The organism is Mesorhizobium sp. 113-3-3 (assembly GCF_016756495.1).
Lineage (GTDB): Bacteria > Pseudomonadota > Alphaproteobacteria > Rhizobiales > Rhizobiaceae > Mesorhizobium.
Genome location: NZ_AP023243.1, coordinates 1973338 through 1994370 on the forward strand (window position 1 = coordinate 1973338; position 21033 = coordinate 1994370).

Here is a 21033-nt window from a genome sequence, read left to right on the forward strand (position 1 = left end):
GTCGGTTGCCGCCAGGCGGTTCCTTGGCCGCTTCATAGCCGCTAGGGTCGTTCCAACTGCCTGAAGCGCGTCCGCGCGCCGGGCGACACGCATCAGGAGAGCACCATGAAGGGCGTCACCGTCGTCGACCACCCGCTTGTCCAGCACAAGCTGACCATCATGCGCAAGAAGGAGACGTCCACGGCCGGCTTCCGGCGGCTTTTGCGCGAGATATCGCTGCTACTCGGCTACGAGGTCACCCGCAATCTCGAACTGACCACCACCACCATCGAGACCCCAATCGAGGAAATGGAAGCGCCGACGCTGGAGGGCAAGAAGCTGGTGTTCGCTTCGGTGCTGCGCGCCGGCAACGGCCTGCTGGAAGGCCTGCTCGACCTGGTGCCGGCGGCGCGCGTCGCCCATATCGGCCTCTACCGCGACCATGAGACGCTTGAGGCGGTCGAATATTTCTTCAAGGCGCCGAGCGACCTCGCCGACCGGCTGGTGATCGTCGTCGACCCTATGCTGGCGACGGCCAATTCGGCGATCGCGGCGATCGACAAGCTGAAAGGGCGCGGCGCCACCAACATCCGCTTCCTCTGCCTTCTGGCGGCGCCCGAGGGTATCGAGCGCTTCACCAAGGCGCATCCGGACGTTCCGGTCTTCACGGCGTCCATCGACCGCCAGCTCAACGAGAAGGGCTACATCATGCCCGGCCTCGGCGACGCCGGCGATCGCATGTACGGGACGAAATAGCACGAGCTGGCTCGGTGCGATTTACCGAATGTTTACGCAACGGCGCGGTTTTGGCGCCCGTTAAAGCGGCAAACACCATCCGGCGCTAAAGGATCGACCGTAACAAAGGCCGATCCATGCTGCGCAAGCTTCTCATCCTCAGCGTCTTTGCCGGGACATCGGCATCGATCCCTGTCGTCTATCAATCGAATCCGCAGATCTTCGAAAACCTGCTGAAATCGACGGTGACGGCCAGGCCCGAGGTCGAGGCACAACCGCAAGTCAACCTGGCGTCGGTTCCCGACAAGCCGGTGGCGCCGCTGCCGACCGGCCGCAAGGTTGTCGTCGCCGCGGACGGGCGCGGACATTTCTCGTCGACCTTCAAGTTAAACGGCCGTCAAGTCGACGGCATGATCGACACCGGCGCCACCCTCGTGGCGGTCAACACGTCGACGGCACGCCGGATCGGGCTGTCGCTCAATCCGTCGGATTTCAGCTATGAGGTGAACACCGCCAACGGCTCGATCAAGGCGGCGGTGGTGACGATCGATCGCCTGCAGATCGGCAGCATCAGCGTCGACGGCGTGCAGGCCATCGTGCTCGACGACAAGGCGCTGCAAACCAATCTGATCGGCATGAGCTTCCTCAGCCGGCTCGGCAAATTCCAGGCCGAAAACGGCACGCTGCTGCTTGTCCAATAATCAACCGCGCGGCAGGATCCGCCGGATGACGGTTTTGTCCGCCGGTGGTTTCGAGGCGCCGATCGCATAGGCCGAAACCACGGCGGCTGCGGCCGCCTCGGCATCGGCGGGCGAGCGGGCATGGATCAGCGCCAGCGCGTCTCCGGCATGGACTTCCGCGCCTATGGGCAGCAGCCTGGTGATGCCGACGCTGGGGTCGATCTTGTCGTCAGGCCTCGTGCGCCCGCCGCCCAGGCCGACCACCGCAAGGCCGATGTCGCGCGTGGCGATGCCGGTGACGAAACCGCCCGTCGTCGCCTTGACCGGCAATTCCGTTGGCGCGTCGGGCAGATATTTTTCCGGCTTCTCGATGAAATCCGCGGGGCCGCCTAGCACCGCCACCATGCGCGCGAAGGTGGCGGCGGCGCGGCCGCTGGCGAGCGTCTCGGTGGCGCGCCGCAAACCGTCCTGGTTGGACGACACCAGTCCCGTCGACTGCAGCATCTCGGCGGCCAGCGCCAGCGTCACGTCCTCCAGCCGCCGGTCGCGCAGGCGGCCGGTGAGGAAATCGACGGCGTTGCGCACCTCGACGGCATTGCCGGCGGAAGAGGCCAGCGGCTCGTTCATGCCGGTGATCAGCGCCGAAACCTTCAGCCCGGCGCCGCTGGCGACTTCGACGAGGCTGTTGGCGAGCGCGGTCGCGTCCCGCGACTTCTCCATGAAGGCGCCGTTGCCGACCTTGACGTCGAGCACCAGCGAACCCAGGCCGGCGGCCAGCTTCTTCGACAGGATCGAGGCGGTGATCAGTGGCACCGATTCCACGGTGCCGGTGACGTCGCGGATGGCATAGAGCCGGCGGTCGGCGGGCGCCAAATCGGCGGTCTGGCCGATGATGGCGCAGCCCGTTTCCAGCACCGCCTGGCGAAACAGCGCGATATCGGGCTGGCTGGCATAGCCGGGGATCGCATCCATCTTGTCCAGCGTGCCGCCTGTATGGCCAAGGCCACGGCCCGAAATCATCGGTACATAGGCCCCGCATGCGGCCACGATCGGGGCCAGCATCAGCGAGACATTGTCGCCGACGCCGCCGGTCGAATGCTTGTCGGTGACCGGGCCGGGCAGGTTCGACCAGTCGAGCACATCGCCGGAATCGCGCATGGCCAGCGTCAACGCGACGGCCTCGTCGCGGTTCATGCCATTGAAGAACACCGCCATGGCGAAAGCCGCGGCCTGGCCATCGGTGACGGCGCCCGAGGTCAGGCCGTCGATGAAGGCTGCGATTTCACCGGCCGATAGCCTGTGGCCGTCTCGCTTGTGGCGGATGATTTCCTGCGGAAGCATCAGGTCTCCAGCAGTCCGTCGCGGAACACCCTGTGCAGGACCGTGGCCAGCCGCGACCCGCCGACCGGCGCCATGTCCTTGGTCTCCTGGTGCGAAAGTTCGGCTCCGGTCATGCCGGCCGCCAGATTGGTGATGACCGAGCAGGCAGCGACACGCAAGCCAAGGAAGCGGGCGAGAATGACTTCCGGCACGGTCGACATGCCCACGGCGTTGGCGCCCATGATGCGCGCCATGCGGATTTCGGCCGGCGTTTCGAAACACGGGCCGGAAAACCACATATAGACGCCCTTGTGCAGCGCGGTGCCGGTCGCCTTCGCGGCGCCTTCGATCGCCTTGCGGATGCCTGCGTCATAGGCTTCGGTCAGGCCGACGAAGCGGCGGTCGCTCGGCTCGCCGATCAGCGGGTTGCTGCCGGAGAAATTGATGTGGTCGGTGATCATCATCACCGAGCCCGGCGGCATGTCCGGGTCGACCGAACCGGCGGCATTGGTGAGGATCAGCTTGGTGATGCCGATACCGGCGAGCACCTCCAGCACCGGCCGCATCGCCGCCGCGTTGCCGTGCTCGTAGTAATGGGCGCGGCCGGACAGCATCAGCACCGGCGTGCCGGCAAACAGGCCCGCCACCACTTCGCCAGCATGGCCGCTGACGCCGCTCCTGGGGAAACCTGGCAGGTCGGCATAGGGGACGCGGATCGGGTGCTCGATCCGGTCGACAAGGACGCCGAGGCCCGATCCCAGCACCAGCGCCGTCGTCGGCGCCAAGCCGTCCAGCCTTTCGATCAGATGGTCCACGGCCTTTTCGGTCATTGCAGCCCGCTCTTCATTTCAGCCAATTCTTCACTTGAGAATATCGCCGCGGAAGCCACAGGGCAGCATGTCGCCCATGGTGACGGTTTCGGCGACGCCCGTATTGTCGCAGAGGTAGAGTTTTGTGTCCGGCTGGCAGAATTCGGCCAGCCGCTGGCGGCAGCCGCCGCAAGGCGAGCATTTGGCCATGCGTTCGGCGAGGACCGCGATTTCCACGATCTTGCCACCGCCGCCCATGATGTAGTGGCCAAGCGCGGTGGTCTCGGCGCACCAGCCTTCGGGATAGGAGGCGACTTCGATGTTGGCCCCGGCGAAGACGCGTCCGTCCTCGGTGCGCAAGGCAGCGCCCACCGGGAATTTCGAGTAGGGCGCGTAGGCCTTGGCCATGGCGGTCCTGGCCGCTTCGAACAGATCATGCGACATGTCAGTTGTTCTCTCCGATGATCGTGTCCAAAACCCGGCGCTTTCGCTGGGCCGCCGACGTTCAGCGTTCCTTGACGTAGGGCACGCCACCGGCACGCGGCGGGATGGCCTTGCCGATGAAACCGGCAAGCAGGATGACGGTGAGGATATAGGGCAAGGCCTGCATGAACTGCACCGGCACCTTGCCGATGATCGGCAGCGGCGAGCCCTGCAGGCGGATCGCCGCCGCATCGAGGAAGCCAAACAGCAGGCAGGCGAACATGGCGTTGACCGGCTTCCATTTGGCGAAGATCAGTGCTGCCAGCGCGATGTAGCCCTTGCCGGCGGTCATGTCCTTCACGAAGCCGCCATTCTGCACCATCGACAGGTAGGCGCCGGCGACGCCGGTGAGGATGCCGGTGCAGATCAGGGCGCGGTAGCGCAGCCAGGCGACCGAAATGCCGGCGGTGTCGACGGCGGCCGGATTCTCGCCGACGGCGCGCAATCTGAGGCCGAAGCGGGTGCGGAACAGCACCCACCAGGTGAACGGCACCATCAGGAAGGCGACGTAGACCAGCAGCGAATGGCCCGAGATCAGTTCCGCATAGATCGGCCCGATGACGGGCACGTCCCTGACCGCTTCGGCGCCGGGCCAGACAATCGCGTCGAACCGCTCGCCCGGCTGCAGCGCCGGCGTGCGCCCGCCCTGCTGGAACCAGGCCTGGCCGAGGATGATGGTCGAGCCGGCGGCGATGAAATTGATGGCCACGCCAGACACGATCTGGTTGCCGCGGTGGGTGATCGAGGCGAAGCCGTGCACCATGGCGAAGGCGACAGAGATCAGGATGGCCATGCCGAGGCCGATAAAGGCCGAATGGAAGACGGAAGCAGCCGCCGCGCCGGCGAAGGCGCCGACCAGCATCTTGCCTTCCAGCCCGATGTCGAAGATGCCGGAACGCTCGGAAAAGAGGCCGGCGAGGCATGCGAGCAGCAATGGCACCGACAAGCGGATGGTCGAGTCCAGTATCTGCACGATGGCGATAAAGACATCCATCTCAGGCGCCCTTTCCCTTGACCGCTTCCATGCCGACCGACCGCGGACTGAACGAGGCGAACAGCGCCTGGATGTAAGGCCTGAACATGTGTTCGAGCGCACCGGCGAACAGGATCACCAAGCCCTGGATAATGACGATCATGTCGCGGCTGATCGCCGGCATCTCGAAGGCGAGTTCGGCGCCGCCCTGATAGAGCATGCCGAACAGGATCGCCGCCAGTACGATTCCGACCGGGTGCAGACGTCCCATCAGGGCCACGGCGATACCGACGAAGCCGGCGCCGGAGACGAAGTCGATCGCGACATTGTGCTGGTCGCCCATCACCGGATTGAGCGCCATCATGCCGGCGAGCGCGCCGGAGATCATCATCGCGGTGATGATGATGCGGGTTTCCGAAATGCCGGCATAGCGCGCCGCCTTGGGGCTGTGGCCATAGGTGCGCATTTCATAGCCGAGCTTGGTGCGCCAGATCAGCAGCCAGACCAGGAAGGCCATGAGCAGCGCCAGCAGGAAGGTGACGTTGAGCGGCGCCGAGCGGATCTTGGCGCCGAACAGTTCGATGATCCAGTTGAGTTTTGGCAGTTCGGCGCCGGCAAGGAAGTTGCGGGTCTGCGGCGCCTGCGACCCCGCCGGCTTCAATGGCCCAACCAGCAGATAGACCATGATCGACGCGGCGATGAAGTTGAACATGATGGTGGTGATGACGATGTGCGAGCCGCGCCTGGCCTGAAGGTAGGCGGGGATAAGCGCCCACAAGGCGCCCACAAGCGCCGAAGCGACGATGGCCATCGGAAATGTCAGCCACCAGGGCAGCGTGCTGTCGAAGGACAGGCAGACGATGGCGATGCCGAGGCCGGCTATGTAGGCCTGTCCCTCGGTGCCGATGTTGAACAGGCCGCAATGCGCCGCCACTGCCACCGAAAGTCCCGTGAAGATGAAGGTGGTGGCATAGAAGAGGGTGAAGGCGATGCCTGTCCCCTTGCCGAAGGCGCCCTCGACCAGGACGACGGCGGCGCGGAACGGGTTCTCGCCGACCAGGAGCACGACGAAGCCGGCGACGATGAAGGCCACCGCCAGGTTGATCAGCGGGATCAGCCCATAATCGGCCCAGGCCGGCAGTTTGGCGTATGGCGTGCTCAAAGTGCTGCCTCCTGGCGCTCGACACCCGCCATCAGCAGGCCAAGCTCGCCCTCGGTCGCTTCCGGACCGCGCTCACCGACGATGCGGCCGGCAAACATCACCAGGATGCGGTCGGACAGCGAACGGATCTCGTCGAGTTCCACCGAGACCACCAGCACGGCCTTGCCCTGGTCGCGCATGGCGATGAGGCGCTTGTGGATGAATTCGATGGCGCCGACATCGACGCCGCGTGTCGGCTGGCCGACGATCAGCACGCCGGGATCCTGCTCCATCTCCCGCGCGAGCACGATCTTCTGCTGGTTGCCGCCGGAGAAATTCGCGGTCTTAAGGCGCGGATTGCCGGGACGGATATCGTATTTCTCGATCTTGTCCTTGGCATCGGCCATGATGGCCTCGACGTTGAGGAACGGCCCTTTGAGATAGCGGGGGTCGTCGTGATAGCCGAGGATGGAATTCTCGTTCTCCTCGAAGGCCAGCACCAGCCCGACATGATGGCGATCCTCCGGCACATGCGCCAGCCCGCGGTCGCGCAGTTCGCCGGGGTCGGCGGCGCCCGTGAGGTCGATCGGCTTGCCATCGAGCATGACCGAGCCGGAAACCGCGCGCCTGATGCCGGAAATCGCCTCGAGCAGCTCGGACTGGCCGTTGCCGGCGACGCCGGCAATGCCGACGATCTCGCCGGCGCGCAGGTCGAAGGAAATATCGTCGACCATGGTGACGCCACGCGAATCCTTCACCGTCAGGTTCTTGACCGCGAGCTTGACGGCGCCGGCTTCCGCTTCGCCCTTTTCGACCCTCAGAAGCACGCGGCGCCCGACCATCAGTTCGGCCAGTTCGCCCACCGTCGTCTTGCTGGTTTCGCGCGTCGCCACCATCGTACCCTGGCGCATGACCGAGACATTGTCGGTAATGGCCATGATCTCGCGCAGCTTGTGGGTGATCAGCACCACCGTCTTTCCCTGTTCCTTCAACTGCTTGAGGATGCGGAACAGGTGGTCGGCCTCGGCCGGCGTCAAGACGCCCGTCGGCTCGTCGAGAATGAGGATCTCGGCGCCGCGATAGAGCGCCTTGAGGATTTCGACGCGCTGCTGCAGGCCGACCGGCAACTCCTCAATGATGGCGTCGGGGTCGACTTCGAGCCCGTATTCGCGCTCCAGCCGCTCGAGTTCCGAGCGCGCCTTGGCGATGCTGCTTTTCAAGAGCGCATCGCTTTCGGCGCCGAGAATGATGTTTTCGAGCACCGAGAAATTGTCGACCAGCATGAAATGCTGGTGCACCATGCCGATGCCGAGCGCGATCGCGTCATTGGGGGTCTTGATCGACGCCGGCTTGCCGCCGACGCGGATCTCGCCGCTGTCGGCCTGGTAGAAGCCGTAAAGGATCGACATCAGCGTCGACTTGCCGGCGCCGTTCTCGCCGACGATGCCGTGGATGGTGCCGCGCGCGATCTCCAGATTGATGTCGCGGTTGGCGCGCACGGCGCCAAAACTCTTGTTGATGCCGATCAGTTCGATTGCGGCTTGCGCCATGCAGCCAGTCCCACTTTTATTTTTTATCGCTTGGTCAAAATGCCTAGCATGACGCCCCGCCCGTGCCAATTGGCCGGAGCAGTATCCACTCTCGGCAAATCCCGGTGTGCTTGTCAATTTCCAACGTGTCCGCAGGCTTCATATTCGCTAATATGACGACATCGAAATTCGCAGCACGATGCAAGGCATTGTGGTGCAACATCAGGAACTGCGAATGATCATGCCCGCCGACCGGCTGACGACGCTGGAAATCCGCGCCGCCGAGCAGGAAAAGACCATCGAGGAACTGTCGGGGCAGATCGCCGAGCAGTGGACGGTGATCGAGCGCCTGCAGCGCAAGCTCGACGCGCTGACCGACCGCTTCCTGGCGCTGGAGGAGCAGGCGGCGCCCGATGTGCCGATAACCAAGCCGCCGCATTGGTAAGGACGAGGGGAGGGCACAAGCCATGGTCGGTGAAAGGGATCGCATCGCTCGGGCTGGCGACTATGTGCTCGGCCTGATGAACGATACAGACCGCGAACGGGCCGAGCGCGATCTGGAGATAGACCCTGCCTTCCGCGACGCCGTGCTGCAGCTTGCCGAACGTATGCACATGTTCGACCGGGCCGAAAAGCCTGCCTTGCCCGCCAATCACTGGGCGCTGGTTACGCAACGCCTCGCCGAATTGCCGCAGATGCGCAGCGTTGGGCTGGGCAATGATGTCAAGCCGGTGATCCGAAGCCTGTCGCGCCCGCCCTACGGCGTGGGCGTGCATTCGCCTGGCGGCCGGCGCGGATTTGTCGTCGCCGTCGTGCTGATCGCTGTTTTCGCGTTAGGCTATCTGGTGGGGAAATTATAGGCCGACGCAAAACCGCCGGGCTTTCACCCGGCGGCTGCAAATCATGGCTGTATGGTGCTGCCGATCAATAGGGGCAGGCGTTGTCAGCCGTGTAGTCGTGCACCTGGATCTTGCCGGCAATGATGTCGGCCTTGGCCTTCTCGACCGCCGCCTTCATCTCGTCCGTCACCAGCGCCTTGTTGTTGTCGTCCATGGCGTAGTCGACGCCGCCTTCCTTGAGGCCGAGATTCTGCACGCCGCCCTTGAAGGTGCCGTTCTTGCCGTCCATGAAGGCGGTGTAGACGGCAACGTCGACGCGCTTAAGCATCGAGGTCAGCACCTTGCCGGGCTGCAGGCCGTTCTGGTTGGAATCGACGCCGATGCCGAGCTTGCCGGCATCCGCGGCCGCCTGCAGCACGCCGACGCCGGTGCCGCCGGCCGCGGCGTAGACCACGTCGGAACCCTGGTCGATCTGCGTCTTGGCGATCTCTCCGCCCTTGGCCGGGTCGTTCCAGGCAGCCGGCGTGTCGCCGGTCATGTTCTGGATGACGTCGGTCGCACCGGCGGCCTTGGCGCCGCCGACATAGCCGCATTCGAACTTGCGGATCAGCGGGATGTCCATGCCGCCGATGAAGGAGACCTTCTTGGACTTCGAGGCCATCCCTGCCAGGATGCCGACCAGATAGGAGCCTTCATTCTCCTTGAACACCAGCGAGCGGACATTGGGCATGTCGACGGCGTCGTCGATGATGGCGAAGTTCAGGTCGGGATAATCCTTTGCGACCGCCTTGAGGGCATCTTCCCAGGCAAAACCGGCCATGACGATCGGGTTACGGCCATCCTCGGCGAAGCGGCGCAGCGCCTGCTCGCGCTGTGAAGCGTTGGACACTTCGAACTCGACATAGGCGACGCCGGTCTCGGTCTTGAACTTCTCGGCGCCATGGAAGGCGGCCTCGTTGAAGGATTTGTCGAACTTGCCGCCCAGATCATAGAGGATGGCCGGCTGGACATCCGCGGCGAAAGCCGGAAGAACCATTGCGGTTGCGGCCAGGAGGCCGAGAACGATACGTTTCATGTGATCCACACCCTGTCAGTTATTTTTTCCGTTACGCACCGCCTGCCTGCCCGGTTCTCCGGCAGGCATGCGACGTCAGCCAGGAGTGTATTCCCCTCCCGCTCCTGGGCAATCTGGCACGGCCCGAAACAAAATTCACGCGGAATTTTGACCTTTTGGAAAAGCGTGCCACGGTCGGACCGCGCCGCAACTTGATCTTTGCCGATTGCCCCTGCCGATCAGTTGGCGGCGAATTGGCCCGTGCGCCGCTGGCGCCTGTAGCCGATGGCGTAAAGCAGGAAGGCCAGCACCGCGAACACGGCAAATCCCGGCTGGTTGAGCACCCAGGCGATGAAGCCGTCCCACAAAAGCGGACTGGCCTTGGCGCGGATGAAGGTTTCGAAGGCGGCCCGCGTGTCCGGCGAGACAGCCAGCCAGCTGGCATTGAGCGGGGTCAGCACGAGCGCCGAAGCCGCCACCGTGCGGGTCGTGTCGAGCACCGCCATGATGACGGAGACCGACAGCGCGATCATGGCGGCAAGACGGAAAATGAAGCGAAACATCAAGCTCTCCCCTGGCCGATCCTGGATGCTTCCCAAGGGATCTCCGGCACGTGTCCCGAAACGAGAAATAGAATTTGTCCGGCTTGCCCGCAACCGCGATACGCGAATTTGAATACTCGCGCGTTCCCGTCCCTATGCCACAGGCTTGCGCCTGCGCCGATGAACGAGCCAGACGGCGAGAATGCCGCCGCCAATGGCGCCGACCACCAGCCCGGCCAGGCCGATGAAGGCGGCGAAATAGCCGCAGCCGCCCTCAAAGCAGCTCACTTCAGCGACATCGGCGATCACCGAGCCGGCGAAGAAGCCAACCAGGGCGCCGATGACGGCGCCGAGAATGATGCCGAGCAGGGCGGCGATGATGGAAACGAAGACCGGCGGCGCCTCTGTTTGCGGCCTGGCGTAGACGGTCCCGGCGCCGGAGCCGGGGCGCAGCAGGTAGATGCAAAGCAGGCCGATGCCGATCTCGATGGCGGTGATGCCGAGGCTCCTGGCGGTGAAGACGAATTCCGGCACGGTCAGCATATAGGCCTGTCTCGCCAGCACCCAGACGATGGTGGCGATCTGCCAGATGGTGAAATGGCGGGGGAAGCGCCCCGAACGGCCAAAGGCGAGGCCGAGCAGGTATAGCCCCCACAGGATGGTGATGACGTTGGCGACGAGCCCGCCAAAAAAGAAATAGAAGACCTTGTCCGGCAGGTCGGAATTGCCGACCAGCCACCAGGCCGACGTAAGGCCGTAGACCGACCACGCCATGACGAAGATGAGCCAGCCCACCGGGACGTAGAAAAGGTCGCCTGGGCGGCCGGCTGGCGCCTGCCCACTGCCCGGTTGTTCGCTGCTTGATGTCATGTCCGGACAATGCCCCCGCATGGCCTCTGCTTCACTCGACGCGCGACCAGCAGGGAAGTCAAGCGCGGCCGGCCCTGCTGCCTTGCCTGTGCACATCATTCGGGGCCGACACCCCGCAAACAGGCGCGGCGGCGGGATTGCGAACACCATGTGGCCGGCAAAGCGAATAGACTGCGCTTATGGCTTGGCATTCGGCGCGGGATCGACTAGATGAGCCCCGCGCCTGTTGCTTCGACGGCTCAGGTGCCGGGGAAGGATGTCCGCTGGTTGGGCGGCATCCAGGCGCGGACATCCCGCGCCGCAGCCCAAAGGAGATGCATCTCCCCAACCCGCGCGGCGAAACCGGCCGGCGCGACATGCAAAGGACGGAGAGGTGGCCGAGTGGTTGAAGGCGCACGCCTGGAAAGTGTGTTTACGGGAGACCGTAACGCGGGTTCGAATCCCGCTCTCTCCGCCAGTTTTTTCGCCTAACGTATCGATTTTGTAAGATAGTTGTCGACGTCGCTTGCCTCCTTCCCAATGCGTCTCACGCGGGAAAACCGGCCTTTCTGAAGCCTGACGTGAAAAGTTCGAGGGCGACTTGGTCGGCGAACGGTAGACCTGAAATCAGCCGGACGGTCAGGTCGTGTTTCCTCGTCAGTGCTTCCTCGACTGCGGCACGCGCCTTCTGCGTCTCGCCCAGATGTGCGTACGCCGCTGCGAGGAAGGCATGAATGAAGAAATGGTCACCAGCCTTCTGATACGAAGCGACGGCTTCCGAGTATCTGCCAAGCAGGAAGAGGGAGCTGCCCTTCACCTCCCAGAACCATATCGGAGGTAAGGGGTCGCGCAGGAGCGCGGTTTCGAGCACGTTCAGCGCCATCTCGGCCCGTCCGCCGTAGTTGAGCCAGCTTGCGTAATCCCCCGCTATGTTCACGTCCAGCGGGTTCAGCGAGCGCGCTTGCTCGAAATGCACTCCGGCATCGCCGTGCTGGCGCATGTGCGTAAGCACCAGCCCCATGCTCTGGTGACAGACGCCATCGCTCCTGTCGAAAGCGAGCGCCGTTTGTGCCGCGTTCCAGGCCTTCTGCAGCGTCCGCGGATCGTTGTCGTACCAAAACCTGCCGACGAGGGCCTGCGCGAGGAAGGCGTGGCCTTGAGCGAACGTCGAATCGAGCTCGACACACCGGACGAACAGGGGCTCGGACATGTCCATCTCATAACGGTGGAAGTGCGCGCGCCCCTGCAGGTAGTAGTCGTATGCGTCCCAATCGGCCGGAAGCTTGCGCCTGGTCCGGCTCGCCGAATCGGCCTCCGCCTGGCCTTCGACCATCGAGGCGATAAGGGCCGCAACCTCGTCCTGCAAAGCGAAGATGTCGTCGAGGCCCCGATCGTACCTTTGAGCCCACAGGTGGGTGCCGGTGGCGGCGTCAATCAACTGTGTGGTGATCCGAATGCGATCACCGAGCTTTCGGATGCTGCCTTCGACGAGGTAGCGAACGCCCAGTTTGCGATGGACTTCGGCAATGTCCAATGCCGGATGGCGAAACTGAAAAGATGAATTGCGGGCGATGACGAGGAGGGAGCGGAACCTGGCCAGCTCCGTAATTATGTCCTCGGTTATGCCGTCGCTGAGATACTGCTGGTCCTGATCGCCACTCAAATTGGCAAAAGGCAGCACTGCAATCGACGGCTTGCCGGCCGGTGGTATCTGTCTGGGGGATGCGCTCGCCACCGGCTCGACAGTCCCGGTGAAGCGGTAGCCGACGCGGGGCACCGTGGCGATCCACTCGCCGCCTTTGTCAGCCGGACCGAGTGCCTTTCTCAGTGCCGCGATTTGGACGGTAAGGTTGCCTTCCTCGACGGCGGTGCCCGGCCAGGCAGCGTCCATCAGCTCGGCCTTGGTCAGGATCTCACCGGGCCGGGCCGTAAGCGCGGCAAGCAGTGTCAGCCCACGATGCCCAACAGCGATCGGGACCTGCTCCTTAAGGAGCGTCCCGATGTCGGGATCGAGTAGGAACGGACCAAAAGCGACGCGAGTGCCCTGCATATGGGCATACTAGACGTTTCGGAGCTTTTCGGAACAGGTTTGGCACCGCCTCCAGAGCCAGAAACCGTTGCGACGGTTGTCGAGCCAAGGCCTGGCCGGTTTTCTTCAAAGAGAGCCGACACGCCTATCTCTCCATGAAGCATGTGAGGCAAGCGTGGCACGGTTCTTGCTGCCACAGCTCCAGGCACTGCCGGGCGCTAGGACGCTGTTTCATATCGACACCGGCGTGTGAGGTTGGGACAATGATGTCGCGTAAGCTTCTGTTCGGGCTTGTGGCAGTGTTATTGGCCATCGCCCTGGGGGTGGCCGCCCCCGTGCCGCACTCGTGGCGGTTTTTGACTGCGGCTCAAAACAATTCGGTCTTCTGCTCAAGCGCTCCACCAGCCGAGACCTTATCGGCGGCGGCTTCAGCGTCGCGGATTTTGCGATCATGTCCGCCGGCCATCACACGATCATAGGGAACCACCTCGATGGCGACGAGACTGTGGATCGGAATCGAACAGCCTCATGCAGCGGCTTCTTGCAGAGATTGGGTCACAGGACGTCTGGCTGTAATCAATCGGTTGGCATCAGCCTTTCGCGAATTCATTGCACCGCACTACCGACCAGAGCTTCACTATATGCGCGGCCCTGGACCCGCCTGCGCGCGCCGCGCGAGCGCGGGTTTCCTTGCCGACCGCTCTCCTGCAAAGATGAGGCGTTGCCGCCGGTAGCCCGCACGACGCATTGATGAGCCGTGCTACGGGAAAGGCCTTCCTGCTTGTCGTGCCATGGGCCGAAATCGCCGTGCGGCAATGCCCCTTGTTGCGGAGCAGCCAGGAATAGAAGCGTCCATCCGGAACCTCCGCCCCCTCCGCGCGTTTCACGGCGTCCCGTCCGTGGACCAGCCCGGATATTTCTCCTGGCGCTGCGATAATCAGGAGCCGTTTCATGTACGACAAGCTGTTTCATTCGCCTGTGGCGCTCACCGTCGGCCTTGGCTTCAAGCGCGAGATTGCCTCGCTGGCCGAAATGCACGATTTCCTGACCGATTGGACGACCTCGCGCCGTGGCCCGCTTTATCGCAATGCCGTCGAGGCGTGTGGGCTTGCGCTGGAGGGCTGCATCACCCGGGACGAGGCGCGCCATGCGCTCGTCGAGTTCGCGCGGGCGACCGGCATCCTCTGGCCAGAGATCGAGCCGGTCATCGTGGCGCGCGCCGTCGCGCGCGGTTATGGCGGCTACGCCGCCTGAGTTTTTGGGACTATCTCGCGTCTCGGCGGCCAACGCCGCCATCACCGAAAGCCCGGCTTGGCCTCCCCGAGCCGGGCTTTCGCCTTATTGCAAGACGATCGCAGGGATCACGTTGTCCACCGGTGATGTTTGCCCAGCGGTTGTGGGCGATCAACCTTTCGAAGGCGTGCGCCGACGTGTCGGCTTGGGCCTCGCCACGTCGGCCTCTTGCGATGACTGCGCTGCGAGGCGCAGCTCTCTCAGCCTGGCTGTCTTTGCTTCGCGGGCCGCCCGCTCGGCGTCGATCACGATCTGCGATTCACGTTTGGCGCGTTCGTCGCGCTGGGTGTCTACTTTTGCACGGACCATGTGCTGCTAGCTCCATTCCGAAGCGGCGTTGGTTGCGAACAAACCGCCGCCTCCATCATCTTCCGGCCCCGCATGGTGCAGCGTTGCGGCGGGGGCGGCGATTACAAATGATGTTCGGAAAACTTTTGTCATCGATGTCCGGGATGGAGAAATGTCAGTCACACCAGCCTGACGAGACGACGAGCGACGCCTGGAATATCTGGCGCCCGTCCTCGTCGCGTACCTTCACGGTGATGGCGGTGTGGTCGTTTTCGATGATCTCGTCGCGGACGATGTCAGGCAGGATGCGGATGGCTTCGCGCCGCATGCGCTCGCGCGTCTCGAAGACCTGGCCGTCATCATCGACCGTCAGACCGTCGCCATTGTAGAGGTCAAGATAATATCGAGGCATGATGGGCTGAACCTCAGGCTGCTGAAATGGCGAGATATTCAACCGACAATTCGCAGGCCACGCAGTTGTTCCATAAATGGTGGCATTCGCCGTGGAACAAGCAGGCTCTAACAAATGTTAATGCTTATCAGCGGCGAAAGGGCTTAGTGCAGCCGCAGCCGCCTTTGCTTGCGACAGAACAAGATGGCGATCGGCTGCCGAAGCCCTTTCGCCGGAGATTGCGGTGCTTGAATCCCTCTATCTGAACCTGGGCCAGCATGACTCGCTGTCGGACGCCGAGAAGGCGCTGCTGGCCGGGGCGATGACCTTCGAGAGGCACTTCGCCACCGGCCAGGACATCGTCGCATCGGGGTCGCGGCCGACCTATTCGACGCTGATCCTCGACGGGCTGGCGGCGCGCTACAAGGTGCTGGAGAATGGCGGCCGGCAGTTCACGTCGTTGCAGGTGCCCGGCGACTTCGTCGATCTCCACGCCTTCCTGCTGAAGACCATGGATCACGGCATCGTCGCTCTGTCGCCTTGTCATGTCATGTTCGCGGACCATAGCCGGCTTCGCGCCATCACCGAGCAGGCGCCGCATCTGACACGGTTGTTGTGGCTGGATACGCTGGTCGACGGTGCCATCCATCGCGAATGGATCGTCGCCATGGGTCGGCGCTCAAAGACCTCGCATCTGGCCCACCTCGTGTGCGAACTCTTCGTCCGGCTCCAGGTGGTGCAGCGAACCAACGGCATGAGCTTTCACCTGCCGCTCTCGCAGGCTGAACTGGCCGATGTTCTCGGCCTGTCCGTGGTCCACATGAACCGGGTCATCGGCGCCCTGCGCAAGGTCGGCGTCGTCAGCTGGGCAAACCACACGGTGACCATTCTGGACTGGCACCGCCTGCAGGAAATCGCCGAGTTCGACCCGACCTATCTCAGCATGATGCGGGAGCCACGCTAAAGGTGCGTTGATATTCAGGGGATGACGGCCTGACCTGAATCTCAACACACCTTAGGGCGGCTACCGATCTCTACAGATTTACGCCGCTTCGGCGGCGATGTTCACTGCCGACTCGGCGATCGTGGTCAGCGCCTCGTCCGTGGCCTTCTCTTCCTTCAGCGTCGCTTCGAGAAGCGTCACGGCGTCGTTCAGGCCGAGTTCACCGGCCCAGGTCCTCAGCGTGCCATAGCGTGAGATCTCGTAGTGCTCAACCGCTTGCGCGGCGGCCAGCAGGCCGGCGTCGAGCGCGGGAGATCCCTTGTATTCCTCCATGATCTCGGCGCCTTCCTCGGTGATGCCCATGATGGCCGCGCAGGTCTTGCCGACCGGCTTCTTGCCGATCACACCGAAGACTTTTTCCAGTCTCGCGACATGGCCCTCGGTCTCGGTGCGGTGCTTTTCGAAAGCAGCCTTCAGTTCGGCGCTTTGCGCGGCCTTTGCCATTTTCGGCAGCGTCGCCAGTATCTTTTTTTCGGCGAAATAGATGTCCTTCAGCGTGTCGTGAAACAGGTCGTCGAGCATTTTCTGCTTTGCCATGGTCGTATCCTTTGATGCGTGAACCCTCAGGCCGACAATCTCCTGCAGGATGATTTGTTCCATTCGCGCCGCACAGCGCGGTCGAGCGGCCCAACCCAGCAAATCCTCAGGAGACGCCATCTCGCCCAACAGCGACGGCCTGGCAAAAACCTTTATAAAATTCCTATTTCTTTCCGCCCCGCGCCGTCTCGAACCTTTATGGCGATCGGGTCCATATTCCACCTGGGAAAAACGTCGGACGCCGCCAATCGCAATGCGGCGCGCGGTTTTCAGGTAATTGCCGACCTGCCTCCGGCAGGCGCGAATAGCAAAGTGAAAGCAAGGAACAAGCACAATGGACATCATTGTTCTCGTGATAGGGGTTTTGTTTTTTGTCCTGTCCTTGGTTTACGTCAAAGCCTGCGACAGAATTTGAACTGAAGGATCGAACCATGCTTTTCGATTACATCCTCGGTGGTGGCGTGACCTTGTTCCTGCTCGCCTACCTCACATACGCCCTCGTTCGTCCAGAACGCTTCTGAAGGCACGGGAAAGCCACAGCCATGACACTGAACGGTTGGATACAGATCCTGGTCTTCTGCGGGATCATCGTTTTGCTGACGAAGCCACTGGGCTTCTACATGCACCGCGTCTTCAACGGCGATCGCACGCTGCTTTCACCGATCTTCGGCCCGCTCGAGCGCGGGCTCTACCGCATTTGCGGCACCAGCGAGCGCGAGGAACAGCACTGGACCGCTTATGCGGTGGCTTTGCTTTTGTTCAACCTTGCAGGGTTCCTGGTGCTTTACGCCCTGCAGCGCCTGCAGGGCGGTCTGCCCTACAATCCCGCCGGCATGGGCGCGGTCGACCCGGCGCTCGCCTTCAACACCGCCGCCAGTTTCGTGACCAACACCAACTGGCAGAACTATGGCGGCGAGAGCACGATGTCGTATCTCCTGCAGATGGCCGGGCTGACTGTCCAGAATTTCGTCTCGGCGGCCACCGGCATCGCCATCGCCGTCGCACTGATCCGCGGCTTCGCCCGCGCCTCGGGCAAATCGATCGGCAATTTCTGGGTCGATATGACCCGCTGCACGCTCTATGTGCTCCTGCCGCTCTGCATCGTGCTGACGCTGGTCTATGTCTGGCTCGGCATGCCGCAGACGCTCGGGCCTTACGTCGACGCCACCACGCTGGAGGGCGCCAAGCAGACCATCGCGCTCGGCCCTGTCGCCTCGCAGGTGGCCATCAAGATGCTCGGCACCAATGGCGGCGGCTTCTTCAATGCCAATGCCGCGCATCCCTTCGAAAATCCCGACGCCATCTCCAACCTGATCCAGATGGTGACGATCTTCGCGCTGGGTGCCGCGCTGACCAATGTCTTCGGCCGCATGGTCGGCAACCAGCGCCAGGGCTGGGCGATCCTGGCGTCGATGGGCGTCCTGTTCATCGCCGGCGTCGCCGTCTGCTACTGGGCGGAGGCCGCGGGCAATCCGCTGGTGCATGCGCTGGGCATCGACGGCGGCAACATGGAAGGCAAGGAAAGCCGCTTCGGCATCGCTTTGTCGGCGCTGTTCGCCGTCATCACGACGGCCGCTTCCTGCGGCGCCGTCAATGCCATGCATGACAGCTTCACCGCGCTCGGCGGCATGATCCCGCTGATCAACATGCAGCTTGGCGAGGTCATCGTCGGCGGCGTCGGCGCCGGCTTCTATGGCATCCTGATGTTCATCGTCGTCGCCGTCTTCGTCGCCGGCCTGATGGTTGGCCGCACGCCCGAATATCTCGGCAAGAAGATCGAGGCCAAGGAGGTCAAGATGGCGATGCTGGCCATCCTGTGCCTGCCGCTCGCCATGCTGATCTTCACGGCGATCGCCGTCGTCCTGCCGAGCGCCGTGGCCTCGATGGCCAATGGCGGTCCGCACGGCTTCTCCGAGGTGCTCTATGCCTACACGTCGGCGGCGGCGAACAACGGTTCGGCCTTTGGCGGCCTCAGCGGCAACACGCCCTGGTACAACATCACCATCGGCATCGGCATGCTGATGGGCCGCTTCCTGGTCATCATCCCGGCGCTCGCCATCGCCGGCTCGCTGGCGGCGAAGAAGACCGTGCCGGCGTCGGCCGGAACGTTCCCGACCGATGGGCCGCTGTTCGTCGGCCTGCTGATCGGCGTCATCGTCATCGTCGGCGGCCTCACCTTCTTCCCGGCGCTCGCCGTCGGCCCGATCATCGAGCACCTGGCGATGATCCACGGGCAAACCTTCTGAGGCGGCCATGCCCTTGTTCAGCCCGATGCGTCGCAAGGCCCGGCCGCCGGCCGGCAGCGAGGGGGAGGCAAAGCCTCCTCCCTTCCCGACCGTGTCCACATTCCTGGGCATCGCCGCAGTCATGATCGTGATCTGGCTGCTGGTCTACGGCCCACCCTTTTCGGCATCCAAACACCCGGTGCCGCCCGACAACACCGAAGCCGGAGCTCCAAAATGAGCCAGTTAAAGTCAACCGCCATCATGGATGCCCGCATCCTGTGGCCCGCCATCGGCGGCGCCTTCCGCAAACTCGACCCGCGCACGCTGGCCCGCAATCCGGTGATGTTCGTCGTCGCCATCGTCTCGGCGCTGACGACAGTGCTGTTCGTCAGGGACCTCGTCACCGGCGGCGGCGACCTGCGCTTCACCTTGCAGATCATCATCTGGCTGTGGTTCACGGTGCTGTTTGCCAATTTCGCCGAGGCCGTCGCCGAGGGGCGCGGCAAGGCGCAGGCGGATTCGCTGCGCAAGGCGCGCACCGAGACCCAGGCCAAGCTCCTGGCCGGCGAGGACAGGAGCAGGTTCAAGCTCGTACCCGGCACCAGCCTGAAGGTCGGCGACATCGTCCTGGTCGAAGCCGGGGACATCATCCCGTCCGACGGCGAGGTGGTGGAAGGCGTGGCCTCGGTCAACGAGGCGGCGATAACAGGCGAGTCGGCCCCCGTCATCCGCGAATCCGGCGGCGACCGCTCGGCGGTCACCGGCGGCACGCAGGTTCTGTCCGACTGGATCCGCGTGCGCATCACCGCCGCCGCCGGCCACACTTTCCTCGACCGCATGATTTCGCTCGTCGAAGGCGCCGAGCGCCAGAAGACGCCCAACGAGATCGCGCTCAACATCCTGCTCGTCGGCATGACGCTGATCTTCGTGCTGGCCACCGCGACGATCCCGAGCTTTGCCTCCTATTCGGGGGGCTATATCTCGGTGACCGTGCTCGTCGCCCTGTTCGTCACCTTGATCCCGACCACCATCGGCGCGCTGCTGTCGGCCATCGGCATCGCCGGCATGGACCGCCTGGTGCGCTTCAATGTTCTGGCCATGTCGGGTCGCGCCGTCGAGGCGGCCGGCGACGTCGACACGCTGCTGCTCGACAAGACCGGCACCATCACGCTGGGCAACCGCCAGGCTACGGAATTCCGCCCGGTCAAGGGCGTCACCGAACAGGAACTCGCCGACGCCGCGCAACTCGCCTCGCTTGCCGACGAAACGCCGGAGGGCCGTTCGATCGTCGTGCTGGCCAAGGAGAAATACGGCATCCGCGCCCGCGACATGGCGACGTTGCACGCCACCTTCGTGCCCTTCACCGCGCAGACCCGCATGAGCGGCGTCGACATCGACGGCTCCTCGGTGCGCAAGGGCGCGGTCGAGTCCGTGCTCGCCCATGTCAATCAGGCGACCGTGGCCAGCCACGCGACGCGGCCGAACAGCGATACGATCAGGGACCTGCAGGCGATCGCCGACGAGGTCGCCAAGTCCGGCGGCACGCCGCTGGCGGTCGAGCGCGACGGGCGGCTGCTTGGCATCGTCCACCTCAAGGACATCGTCAAGGGCGGCATCCGCGAGCGTTTCGCCGAGCTGCGCAAGATGGGCATCCGCACCGTGATGATTACCGGCGACAACCCGATGACGGCCGCGGCCATCGCGGCGGAAGCCGGCGTCGACGATTTCCTTGCCCAGGCCACGCCCGAGGACAAGCTCAAGCTGATCCGCGACGAGCAGGCCAAGGGCAAGCTGGTCGCCATGTGCGGCGACGGCACCAACGACGCGCCGGCGCTCGCGCAGGCCGATGTCGGCGTCGCCATGAACACCGGCACGGTCGCCGCGCGCGAAGCCGGCAACATGGTCGATCTCGACAGCGACCCGACCAAGCTCATCGAGATCGTCGAGATCGGCAAGGCGCTGCTGATGACGCGCGGCTCGCTGACCACCTTCTCGATCGCCAATGACGTGGCCAAGTATTTCGCCATCATCCCGGCCATGTTCGCCGTCTTCTATGTCGCGCCGGGCCAGACCACCGGCCCGCTGCAGGCGCTCAACATCATGCATCTGGCGACGCCGCAGAGCGCCATCCTGTCGGCCATCATCTTCAACGCGCTGATCATCATCGCGCTGATTCCGCTGTCGCTGCGCGGCGTCAAATACCGGGCGATCGGCGCCGGCGCGCTGCTCAGCCGCAACCTTCTCGTCTACGGCCTGGGCGGCATCATCGTGCCGTTCGTCGGCATCAAGATAATCGACATGGCCGTCACGGCCCTTGGCCTTGCATAAGGATCC

General features: G+C 63.8%; 23 protein-coding genes and 1 tRNA gene. 11 read left to right on the plus strand and 13 right to left on the minus strand.

Annotated elements, in window-relative coordinates:
- Nucleotides 1–105: 105 nt before the first annotated feature.
- Nucleotides 106–735: a uracil phosphoribosyltransferase gene (gene upp / locus JG746_RS09600; protein WP_095199484.1), complete on the plus strand. Its 630-nt coding sequence runs from the start codon at nt 106–108 to the stop codon at nt 733–735.
- Between the two features lie 116 nt (nt 736–851).
- Complete coding sequence (locus tag JG746_RS09605; RefSeq protein WP_202357915.1) at nt 852–1415, plus strand: TIGR02281 family clan AA aspartic protease; 564 nt, start codon at nt 852–854, stop codon at nt 1413–1415.
- Here JG746_RS09605 and deoA read toward each other — a convergent pair whose 3' ends face one another.
- From deoA to JG746_RS09635, 6 genes are all read right to left on the minus strand, one after another.
- Entirely contained in the window at nt 1416–2735 is a 1320-nt protein-coding gene (deoA, locus tag JG746_RS09610; protein ID WP_202357916.1) for a thymidine phosphorylase, read from the minus strand.
- Nucleotides 2735–3544 carry a purine-nucleoside phosphorylase gene (locus JG746_RS09615; RefSeq protein WP_202357917.1) on the minus strand — a complete coding sequence of 270 codons (810 nt, stop codon included), beginning with the start codon at nt 3542–3544 and terminating at the stop codon, nt 2735–2737. Before JG746_RS09615 ends, deoA begins: the two co-directional genes overlap by 1 nt.
- Before the next feature lie 30 nt (nt 3545–3574).
- Entirely contained in the window at nt 3575–3967 is a 393-nt protein-coding gene (gene cdd / locus JG746_RS09620) for a cytidine deaminase (RefSeq protein WP_202357918.1), read from the minus strand.
- 61 nt (nt 3968–4028) lie between these two features.
- Nucleotides 4029–5000 (minus strand): ABC transporter permease, encoded by a 972-nt coding sequence (locus JG746_RS09625; RefSeq protein WP_202357919.1) that lies wholly within the window; start codon nt 4998–5000, stop codon nt 4029–4031.
- Nucleotide 5001: 1 nt separating this feature from the next.
- Entirely contained in the window at nt 5002–6141 is a 1140-nt protein-coding gene (locus JG746_RS09630; protein WP_202357920.1) for an ABC transporter permease, read from the minus strand.
- Nucleotides 6138–7670, minus strand: a complete 1533-nt coding sequence (locus JG746_RS09635) for an ABC transporter ATP-binding protein (protein WP_202357921.1) — start codon at nt 7668–7670, stop codon at nt 6138–6140. Before JG746_RS09635 ends, JG746_RS09630 begins: the two co-directional genes overlap by 4 nt.
- A gap of 217 nt (nt 7671–7887) precedes the next feature.
- Between JG746_RS09635 and JG746_RS09640 the strand changes: the two genes are divergently transcribed.
- Complete coding sequence (locus JG746_RS09640; RefSeq protein ID WP_202359303.1) at nt 7888–8094, plus strand: SlyX family protein; 207 nt, start codon at nt 7888–7890, stop codon at nt 8092–8094.
- 22 nt (nt 8095–8116) lie between these two features.
- Nucleotides 8117–8509, plus strand: a complete 393-nt coding sequence (locus JG746_RS09645; RefSeq protein WP_202357922.1) for a hypothetical protein — start codon at nt 8117–8119, stop codon at nt 8507–8509.
- A gap of 64 nt (nt 8510–8573) precedes the next feature.
- Here JG746_RS09645 and JG746_RS09650 read toward each other — a convergent pair whose 3' ends face one another.
- From JG746_RS09650 to JG746_RS09660, 3 genes are all read right to left on the minus strand, one after another.
- Nucleotides 8574–9563 (minus strand): BMP family lipoprotein, encoded by a 990-nt coding sequence (locus JG746_RS09650; protein ID WP_202357923.1) that lies wholly within the window; start codon nt 9561–9563, stop codon nt 8574–8576.
- Nucleotides 9564–9781: 218 nt separating this feature from the next.
- Nucleotides 9782–10105, minus strand: a complete 324-nt coding sequence (locus tag JG746_RS09655; protein ID WP_202357924.1) for a hypothetical protein — start codon at nt 10103–10105, stop codon at nt 9782–9784.
- Between the two features lie 132 nt (nt 10106–10237).
- Nucleotides 10238–10954 carry a hypothetical protein gene (locus tag JG746_RS09660; RefSeq protein ID WP_244730723.1) on the minus strand — a complete coding sequence of 239 codons (717 nt, stop codon included), beginning with the start codon at nt 10952–10954 and terminating at the stop codon, nt 10238–10240.
- A 367-nt stretch (nt 10955–11321) separates the two neighbouring features.
- Between JG746_RS09660 and JG746_RS09665 the strand changes: the two genes are divergently transcribed.
- A tRNA-Ser gene (locus JG746_RS09665) sits at nt 11322–11411 on the plus strand.
- A 69-nt stretch (nt 11412–11480) separates the two neighbouring features.
- On the opposite strand, the gene JG746_RS09670 is transcribed toward JG746_RS09665, so the two are convergent.
- Entirely contained in the window at nt 11481–12983 is a 1503-nt protein-coding gene (locus JG746_RS09670) for a winged helix-turn-helix domain-containing tetratricopeptide repeat protein (RefSeq protein ID WP_202357925.1), read from the minus strand.
- A 930-nt stretch (nt 12984–13913) separates the two neighbouring features.
- Between JG746_RS09670 and JG746_RS09675 the strand changes: the two genes are divergently transcribed.
- Nucleotides 13914–14216 carry a DUF982 domain-containing protein gene (locus JG746_RS09675; RefSeq protein WP_202357926.1) on the plus strand — a complete coding sequence of 101 codons (303 nt, stop codon included), beginning with the start codon at nt 13914–13916 and terminating at the stop codon, nt 14214–14216.
- Nucleotides 14217–14366: 150 nt separating this feature from the next.
- Here JG746_RS09675 and JG746_RS09680 read toward each other — a convergent pair whose 3' ends face one another.
- A complete protein-coding gene (locus JG746_RS09680) occupies nt 14367–14564 on the minus strand; it encodes a hypothetical protein (protein ID WP_202357927.1) in 198 nt (65 codons plus the stop codon).
- A gap of 154 nt (nt 14565–14718) precedes the next feature.
- On the minus strand, nt 14719–14955 hold the full coding sequence (locus tag JG746_RS09685) for a DUF6894 family protein (RefSeq protein WP_202357928.1): 237 nt from the start codon (nt 14953–14955) through the stop codon (nt 14719–14721).
- Nucleotides 14956–15178: 223 nt separating this feature from the next.
- Here JG746_RS09685 and JG746_RS09690 point away from each other — a divergent pair, with 223 nt between their 5' ends.
- Entirely contained in the window at nt 15179–15898 is a 720-nt protein-coding gene (locus tag JG746_RS09690) for a Crp/Fnr family transcriptional regulator (protein WP_202357929.1), read from the plus strand.
- A 78-nt stretch (nt 15899–15976) separates the two neighbouring features.
- On the opposite strand, the gene JG746_RS09695 is transcribed toward JG746_RS09690, so the two are convergent.
- A complete protein-coding gene (locus tag JG746_RS09695; protein WP_202357930.1) occupies nt 15977–16474 on the minus strand; it encodes a YciE/YciF ferroxidase family protein in 498 nt (165 codons plus the stop codon).
- 431 nt (nt 16475–16905) lie between these two features.
- On the opposite strand from JG746_RS09695, the gene kdpF reads away from it, so the two are divergent.
- The 4 genes from kdpF to kdpB are packed head-to-tail and all read left to right on the plus strand — an operon-like array spanning nt 16906 to nt 21027.
- Nucleotides 16906–16995, plus strand: coding sequence for a K(+)-transporting ATPase subunit F (kdpF, locus tag JG746_RS09700; RefSeq protein WP_019861144.1), 90 nt, complete (start codon nt 16906–16908; stop codon nt 16993–16995).
- Between the two features lie 21 nt (nt 16996–17016).
- Nucleotides 17017–18720: a potassium-transporting ATPase subunit KdpA gene (gene kdpA / locus JG746_RS09705; protein WP_202357931.1), complete on the plus strand. Its 1704-nt coding sequence runs from the start codon at nt 17017–17019 to the stop codon at nt 18718–18720.
- A gap of 7 nt (nt 18721–18727) precedes the next feature.
- Nucleotides 18728–18937 carry a hypothetical protein gene (locus JG746_RS09710; RefSeq protein WP_202357932.1) on the plus strand — a complete coding sequence of 70 codons (210 nt, stop codon included), beginning with the start codon at nt 18728–18730 and terminating at the stop codon, nt 18935–18937.
- Complete coding sequence (gene kdpB / locus JG746_RS09715) at nt 18934–21027, plus strand: potassium-transporting ATPase subunit KdpB (RefSeq protein WP_202357933.1); 2094 nt, start codon at nt 18934–18936, stop codon at nt 21025–21027. Before JG746_RS09710 ends, kdpB begins: the two co-directional genes overlap by 4 nt.
- Nucleotides 21028–21033 lie beyond the last annotated feature (6 nt).

Bases quoted from the DNA above. Each gene is read 5' to 3' on its own strand.
- upp (WP_095199484.1), top strand. From the start codon at position 106: ATGAAGGGCGTCACCGTCGTCGACCACCCGCTTGTCCAGCACAAGCTG.
- JG746_RS09605 (WP_202357915.1), top strand. From the start codon at position 852: ATGCTGCGCAAGCTTCTCATCCTCAGCGTCTTTGCCGGGACATCGGCA.
- deoA (WP_202357916.1), bottom strand. From the start codon at position 2,735: ATGCTTCCGCAGGAAATCATCCGCCACAAGCGAGACGGCCACAGGCTA.
- JG746_RS09615 (WP_202357917.1), bottom strand. From the start codon at position 3,544: ATGACCGAAAAGGCCGTGGACCATCTGATCGAAAGGCTGGACGGCTTG.
- cdd (WP_202357918.1), bottom strand. From the start codon at position 3,967: ATGTCGCATGATCTGTTCGAAGCGGCCAGGACCGCCATGGCCAAGGCC.
- JG746_RS09625 (WP_202357919.1), bottom strand. From the start codon at position 5,000: ATGGATGTCTTTATCGCCATCGTGCAGATACTGGACTCGACCATCCGC.
- JG746_RS09635 (WP_202357921.1), bottom strand. From the start codon at position 7,670: ATGGCGCAAGCCGCAATCGAACTGATCGGCATCAACAAGAGTTTTGGC.
- JG746_RS09645 (WP_202357922.1), top strand. From the start codon at position 8,117: ATGGTCGGTGAAAGGGATCGCATCGCTCGGGCTGGCGACTATGTGCTC.
- JG746_RS09650 (WP_202357923.1), bottom strand. From the start codon at position 9,563: ATGAAACGTATCGTTCTCGGCCTCCTGGCCGCAACCGCAATGGTTCTT.
- JG746_RS09655 (WP_202357924.1), bottom strand. From the start codon at position 10,105: ATGTTTCGCTTCATTTTCCGTCTTGCCGCCATGATCGCGCTGTCGGTC.
- JG746_RS09660 (WP_244730723.1), bottom strand. From the start codon at position 10,954: ATGACATCAAGCAGCGAACAACCGGGCAGTGGGCAGGCGCCAGCCGGC.
- JG746_RS09670 (WP_202357925.1), bottom strand. From the start codon at position 12,983: ATGCAGGGCACTCGCGTCGCTTTTGGTCCGTTCCTACTCGATCCCGAC.
- JG746_RS09675 (WP_202357926.1), top strand. From the start codon at position 13,914: ATGTACGACAAGCTGTTTCATTCGCCTGTGGCGCTCACCGTCGGCCTT.
- JG746_RS09680 (WP_202357927.1), bottom strand. From the start codon at position 14,564: ATGGTCCGTGCAAAAGTAGACACCCAGCGCGACGAACGCGCCAAACGT.
- JG746_RS09685 (WP_202357928.1), bottom strand. From the start codon at position 14,955: ATGCCTCGATATTATCTTGACCTCTACAATGGCGACGGTCTGACGGTC.
- JG746_RS09695 (WP_202357930.1), bottom strand. From the start codon at position 16,474: ATGGCAAAGCAGAAAATGCTCGACGACCTGTTTCACGACACGCTGAAG.
- kdpF (WP_019861144.1), top strand. From the start codon at position 16,906: ATGCTTTTCGATTACATCCTCGGTGGTGGCGTGACCTTGTTCCTGCTC.
- kdpA (WP_202357931.1), top strand. From the start codon at position 17,017: ATGACACTGAACGGTTGGATACAGATCCTGGTCTTCTGCGGGATCATC.
- JG746_RS09710 (WP_202357932.1), top strand. From the start codon at position 18,728: ATGCCCTTGTTCAGCCCGATGCGTCGCAAGGCCCGGCCGCCGGCCGGC.
- kdpB (WP_202357933.1), top strand. From the start codon at position 18,934: ATGAGCCAGTTAAAGTCAACCGCCATCATGGATGCCCGCATCCTGTGG.